Genomic DNA, 4561 nt, shown 5'->3' on the forward strand with positions numbered 1-4561 from the left:
ACACGTTACCAACTTGACCATCAAAAACCGCTATCTACATGTTAGTAGTAATAACAGTGGCTTTCCACATGTGAGTGTCCCTAATATAGACAATAGGGAAAATATGTTTTTCCGCTATGTCATTCAAGGTTAACCAACAGGAGCAACATTATGAAAATCATTAGTACTATCCTAGCAAGTATCTGCCTTCTCTCTCTCACCGCCTGCGATACTCTTCAAAACTGGAATAGTAGCTATCTATCAGGGAGTACCGGATACCTGTCAGATGCCCAAGGAATAGTAGCCGATTGTAACGGCTATTTCTTGAATATTAGTAGTAAACCATCGGGAGCCGAGAGATTTTGGCAAGCTAATAATTTACCAAAAGGGACTACTGATTTTGTCTGTAAAGATGGCAAGGCTTATGAAGCCAGTAAAGTCACTGACTGTCAAGGCAACCTTATTGCCAAGCAATCTGGTGGTGTTGAAGGATTTAGATCAAAGTTCAATTTGAATAATGGAAATATAAGGTTTACTTGCAATAATGGCAAGGTTACTTCTGTTCCTTTAAGCGGCGATTTGCTGTCATAGGATAATAAGGCTATTTTCTAATTCAACGCCTGTTGTTATCTTTACGGACAATACGAAAAAAATTCCGCTACGTCATTCAAGGTTAACCAACAGGAATAACATTATGAAAATCGTCAGCACTATCATAGTCGGCATATTTACCAACCAACACTTTAAAGGATAGCCCTGTGTTTGACAACGAAATCCCTGTTAAATGGTCTACCCATATCTTCGCGCCTCGTCACTTCGGTGTGTGGCTTATTTCGGGGGAGTGTTTTTGGTATTACACCGAAGAAGCCGGACAAGGTCTAGGCTTTTCGGCAGATACTGGTGGTGGTTGGCGTAGTACAGGCGTATTGGCATCAGGCGGTTCACCACCTGCTCTAGTGAAGCTTCCCTTAGGTGTACAGCTCACTTGGCTCTCCACCACTGAAAAAAAGTACTATCAAGCCAGAATCACGCTACCTAGAGATCTAATGCTTGCTGAGTTTGCAAAGCGCTTTGAGGTTGAGCTTTATGATCGATCAAAAACAGCTCAATATACGACGATTGATTTCGCACTAGCTCCTGGTGGCTATATTAGCCTGCGTCTAGGAGGTATAAGTGTGACTGAAATCGCTAATTTTCAAGCTCGAGAAATACAAATGTCATGGGATTTCTTCGCGCTTACCCATCACTTTGCACCAGAGACGTATCCTGAGGCTGAGTTTATGGATGACCATTATAAAAAGCTACCTGACAATATCAAAGCCATGGTCAAAGAGGACACATTTCCGCTGACACGCTGGAAGAATTATTCAGACAAATTTAATTGGTATCTAACGACTCAGATAGAGATGGAAGCTTGCAAAATATGGTCGATAAACGGTAATTCGCAATTCTACACTAAAGAAGAGATACAAAAAAATGGGGGTATCCCGCAAGAGTATGTACCGGCATGGCTGCGTTTAGAGTATAAGAAATCAGGCATATTTTATAGCCTCACTATCAAATTCACCGAGCAAAAACAAGGCAAAGCAGAACAGCCAGATGATGATCTTGTCATATATCAAGAGTTTGAAGATTTCTTTAGCTCAAATCAGTTATCAACAGCAATAACACTGGTCATTGAAGACGAAGCCAATAAAATCCGCGCTTATCTAACTGACGGCTACATAAAACAATACCTCACTATTACTCAAGTTTTCACTAAAGAAACTAATGTCGGAATATTGAAGTGGTTTGATTCTGATAAATAATATTTTACTACTTAATGATGCTATTGAATGATTGTTGAATGCAAAAAAGCACTTCTTGCTATTGAGAAGTGCTTTTTTAGTAGCGGCTTTGTCTAAAAGACAATATCATCAGTTAAATATAAAACAAAATATATTTTTGATAGGATTATCAATAATAGCCCATAAGTATTAATTTATTTTACTGTAAGGGATTATAGTTTGAAAAATACAATGCTCAATAGATACTTGCAATGGTCAAGTAAAGTCACACAAAGCGTTAGTGAGCAAGTCGTTTCAGTCAGCCTACCTAGGATCAATCCAGCAACCAATCAGTTTTATCGTACCGTCATTTCTGGTTAGATAAGCACAAAGGATACGCTCATGAAATCACTCTATCTATCATTACTTTTAGTCAGCATGTTAGGCCTCACTTCCTGTATCGATTTAGGTGGGCAGTTTATGTATAAGCAAGAGTATTTAGAAGATGACTCTGGCAATGCAGTAGGAAGATGCACCACACAGATCAATTCAGCAACAGACAAGCTTCTTTTCTCGCCCCTACCCGAAAGATCAGCAGAAGAATACTGGGAAGATAATAACTTGCCTGAAGGCACATTGTATTTTACCTGTGATGGAGATACGCCCCTACTACCTAAAGACTGTCAAGGAAACGAGCTGACCACGCCGCAGCTGCGTCGCTATTGGAAAAAATATAACTTGCCTATAAGTACTTATAAATTTGATTGCAAAAATGGTGTACCTAGTGTACCAGCGGATAGATAGTTGTTAAGACAATGAGACCGTCTGTCTTACTTATCATCAAATCATGGCGATATCACAAAGATATAGTGTACCACTTGAATACGTAATGACAGCGTCATGCTATAGCACTTATAAAGGCACAGTTATGAAAAGTACCAAGCTCGCCATATTATCACTGCTCGTTGTATCGCTCACGGCCTGCATTGTTTCTGGCAAAGATGTGGCTCAGGAATTAAAGGGAGTATTTATGCAAGAGAATAAAATGGGGTTTTCTACAGCAATTTTTGCGCCCCGCTACTACCCTATTGAGCTAGTAGCAGGTGAATCATTTTGGATGTATGACGATGGTTCAAGACGCGGTTTTTATGCGCACGCAGGCGGCGGCTGGAGGACAGCAGGTGCGGATGCGTCGGGTGGCTCTCGCATTCCTGATGGTATCAATCTCACGTGGCTGGCGCCCATAGAAGGCAAATACTATCATGTCAGAGCCAGACTGCCCAAAGCAGAGATAGAAAGACAGTTTCAGCGCAAGCTCACTATGGATTTCGAAGACACGCCAAATACTGAACGGTTTAAGCAGATTCAGTTGGCGCTTGCCCCTGGTGGTTTTGTCTCCGTACGTCTTGGTTGGGCAGAAGTTGTAGAGGTAGCACAGTTTCAAGCAGAAGAGGTGGATATTCCGTGGGAGTATTTTGCACAGGCCAATCATTTTAACCCTGAAGGCTTGAGTGAAGAAGAATATCTTGCAGGGTTTGTTGAGGATCAGCCAGAAGAGATCCAAGCACAAAAAGCCAATGATATGTTTCCTATTGGCAGATGGAAAACCTTTAATACCCAAAAATTCCCTTGGTATCTCTCCACACCGCTTGATGTATATGGTTATACAGAATTCTTAATCAACGGTGAAGACAGCTTTGTTAAAAGATCTGAAGTAGACTTAACCACATACAAGAGTGAAAAAGCAGTGCCTGCTTGGTATCGGCTATACTTTAAACATGAGGGCAAACGGTATCAAGCCATTATTCGCCTTAGCCAAAGTTCCCCAAGTGGAAAAGAAATGCCCGATGGCGATATCGAGCAGTTTGAGATTTTTAAAACTTTTTTTGCGGAAAACAAAGAGCCTGCAGCAATAATGGTCAACATTGTTGATGGTAAGCTGGTTGCTTACCTAACCGTTGATGGTGTCACCAAGCAAAATGTACCCTTACATGGTAGTTTTTATCGTCTACTAAAAGAGGATGAATATAAATGGTTCAAATAAATTTGATCTAAAGATAAAAGCACTTCTTATTTTTAGAGGTGCTTTTTTATTTCTGTTATTCATATGACGCTAAGATCAAGCTGGGGCGTATCGTATATTTCTGAAAAGGAAGGGGTGGAGAATTTAGCTTTAGAGCAGACTGGCGAACTAGACTTAAACAAAGTCTTTGAAGCAATTATAAAAGAGGAAGGCTTCTACAATCACATGTATCTTGATAGTGCTGAACCTAAGAGCCTTGTAACCGTAGGCTATGGCAAAATGCTATCGTCTGCGGATGAAGCGACAAAATATTCTTTTTATTTCGGGAATTTATCAGCAACCGATGCTCAAATAAAACAAGCGTGGCGTACAGTTTACAATTTGGTTCAGGGTAGAAACAATAATCGAGCATCTTATTTTGAATCTTTGACAACAATTCGTATGACAGAAGAAGATGCAAAAGCAATAACACTCGCTCATATTCAGGGTAATCTCGATTCTGCTCGAGAAGCATTTTCAGAGTTTGATAATTATCCAGTCCCAGCTCAAGAAGCTATTTTAGATATGGCTTATAACTTAGGGATATCTAGCACAGGTATTTCGAAATTTCCTAGTTTTAATAGACATCTTAAGAATAAATATTTCGCATCTGCTGCTACTGAATCAAATAGACCACAACTTCGTAATTCTAGAAATGTGCACGTAAGAGAGCTTTTATTGCTAGCCGATCAACAACAGAAATTGAGACAGTAAATGAAACCTTTTTTAATTTTGGTTGCCTCATCGTTTGTAC

General features: G+C 40.0%; 6 protein-coding genes. All 6 read left to right on the forward strand.

Annotated elements, in window-relative coordinates:
* Window positions 1–150: 150 nt before the first annotated feature.
* The 6 genes from ACT3SX_RS13985 to ACT3SX_RS14010 all read left to right on the forward strand — a co-directional run bounded on the left by ACT3SX_RS13985 (window position 151) and on the right by ACT3SX_RS14010 (window position 4521).
* Window positions 151–570 carry a hypothetical protein gene (locus tag ACT3SX_RS13985; protein ID WP_192529628.1) on the forward strand — a complete coding sequence of 140 codons (420 nt, stop codon included), beginning with the start codon at window positions 151–153 and terminating at the stop codon, window positions 568–570.
* 167 nt (window positions 571–737) lie between these two features.
* The gene (locus tag ACT3SX_RS13990) at window positions 738–1787 is read left to right on the forward strand and encodes a DUF2931 family protein (RefSeq protein WP_192529627.1); all 1050 of its coding nucleotides are present in this window, start codon (window positions 738–740) and stop codon (window positions 1785–1787) included.
* A gap of 198 nt (window positions 1788–1985) precedes the next feature.
* Window positions 1986–2126 carry a hypothetical protein gene (locus tag ACT3SX_RS13995; RefSeq protein ID WP_192529626.1) on the forward strand — a complete coding sequence of 47 codons (141 nt, stop codon included), beginning with the start codon at window positions 1986–1988 and terminating at the stop codon, window positions 2124–2126.
* A 21-nt stretch (window positions 2127–2147) separates the two neighbouring features.
* Complete coding sequence (locus ACT3SX_RS14000) at window positions 2148–2549, forward strand: hypothetical protein (RefSeq protein WP_192529625.1); 402 nt, start codon at window positions 2148–2150, stop codon at window positions 2547–2549.
* A 124-nt stretch (window positions 2550–2673) separates the two neighbouring features.
* The gene (locus ACT3SX_RS14005; RefSeq protein ID WP_192529624.1) at window positions 2674–3789 is read left to right on the forward strand and encodes a DUF2931 family protein; all 1116 of its coding nucleotides are present in this window, start codon (window positions 2674–2676) and stop codon (window positions 3787–3789) included.
* Window positions 3790–3903: 114 nt separating this feature from the next.
* Window positions 3904–4521: a hypothetical protein gene (locus ACT3SX_RS14010; protein ID WP_192529623.1), complete on the forward strand. Its 618-nt coding sequence runs from the start codon at window positions 3904–3906 to the stop codon at window positions 4519–4521.
* Window positions 4522–4561 lie beyond the last annotated feature (40 nt).

It is taken from the genome of Psychrobacter sp. AOP31-B2-9 (genome assembly GCF_052378005.1).
Lineage (GTDB): Bacteria > Pseudomonadota > Gammaproteobacteria > Pseudomonadales > Moraxellaceae > Psychrobacter.